This window comes from Oleiphilus sp. HI0067 (assembly GCF_001635735.1).
On record NZ_LWFI01000338.1, the window covers coordinates 1 to 1389 of the forward strand.

Annotated in this window: 2 protein-coding genes; both read left to right on the forward strand. The window is 46.3% G+C overall.

Going from position 1 to position 1389, the window contains the following annotated elements; genetic code table 11:
• The first annotated feature begins 135 nt into the window (after window positions 1–135).
• Window positions 136–876, forward strand: a complete 741-nt coding sequence (locus A3739_RS04135) for an urea amidolyase associated protein UAAP1 (protein WP_068499866.1) — start codon at window positions 136–138, stop codon at window positions 874–876.
• Window positions 873–1389 (forward strand): DUF1989 domain-containing protein (locus A3739_RS04140; protein WP_068500426.1); only part of this gene is annotated, 517 nt, incomplete at its 3' end. The genes A3739_RS04135 and A3739_RS04140, both read left to right, overlap by 4 nt.

Below are 1389 nucleotides of genomic sequence, written 5' to 3' on the forward strand. Positions count from 1 at the left end.
AGAAATCGATGATGACATTCGGCCTGTTCCGCAACAGGTTGCATAAGCCTATTTAGATCGAAGTAATAAGAGACATTAGCAATCAGTCGTGTTTTGCGCGGCTACATCTATTAAAAAAGAAAGTAAGGACAAGTTATGAGCGAGTACATCCGTTCTATTTCTTACACCACTCAAATTGCGGAAGGCTCACATTGGTCTTTTCGCTTACGTAAAGGCACGATTTTACGACTAACAGACTTACTTGGCGGCGCCAACGTTGGAATGTTGTTTTATAACCCCGAGGACTTATTAGAGCGCTACAACGCGCCTGATACCCTCAAGTGCCAGCACACATTTAAACTCACAAAAGGCAATTGCTTGTATTCAGATATGGGGCGAATTTTCGCTTCGATCGTTGAGGATTCTCTCGGCTGGCACGAATCAGTTTGTGGTAATTCTCATGCCTCTCATATTGAGGCGCGCTGGGGTGCGCGTGACTATCAAACAGATCGAAATGATTGGCTGCAAAATGGGCACGACGCGACCTTAGTAGAGCTTGCGAAATATGGTTTGGGCCCCGCAGATTTGGCGGCAAACATTAATTGGTTTAGTAAGGTCTCGGTAAATTCTGAAGGTCAGATGGCACTTGATGCCTCGGCAGATACACAAGGTGCTTCAGTGACTTTGCGTATGGAGATAGATTCCATTGTTGTGCTGCATACCTGCCCACATCCTTTAGATCAGTCTTCAAGCTACCCAACAATGGACGTAAAAATTGAATTGGGTGAGGCATTGCCTGTCACCGAAGATGATTACTGTAAGAATTTCCGCCCTGAAAATGGACGAGGATTTGCAAACAATGCCTTGTATCAGTTGGGCTTAGGGGGCACGCCATGATTATTGAGAGCACATTACTTCCTGAAAATGCACTGACCCGACAAGTGGTTGATGCAGGGGACTATTACATTGGTGTGGTCAATGCGGGAGAAATCATCCGTATTCTAGACCTAGAAGGCAACCAAGCCGCTGACACCTTGTTTTTTAATGCACACAACCCGACTGAACGTTACAGCGCGATGGATACTGTGCGCGAGCAGGGTGCTGTTTACCTCACTGCAGGTTCAGAGCTTCGATCAAATTTTAATAACGTGATGCTTGAAATTGTTGCTGACACTTGCGGTCGTCACGACACCCTTGGTGGTGCTTGTGCGACGGAAAGCAATACTGTGCGCTATGACCTCGAAAAGCGTTGCATGCACGCCTGTCGTGATAGCTGGATGTTGGCGATTACCGAGAATCCTCAGTACGGAATTACGAAGCGCGATATCAGTCATAACATCAATTTCTTTATGAACGGCCATGTCACAGAAGAAGGCGATTTAACCTTCGAAGATGGTATTTCTGGCGCTG

Bases quoted from the DNA above. Each gene is read 5' to 3' on its own strand.
- A3739_RS04135 (WP_068499866.1), top strand. From the start codon at position 136: ATGAGCGAGTACATCCGTTCTATTTCTTACACCACTCAAATTGCGGAA.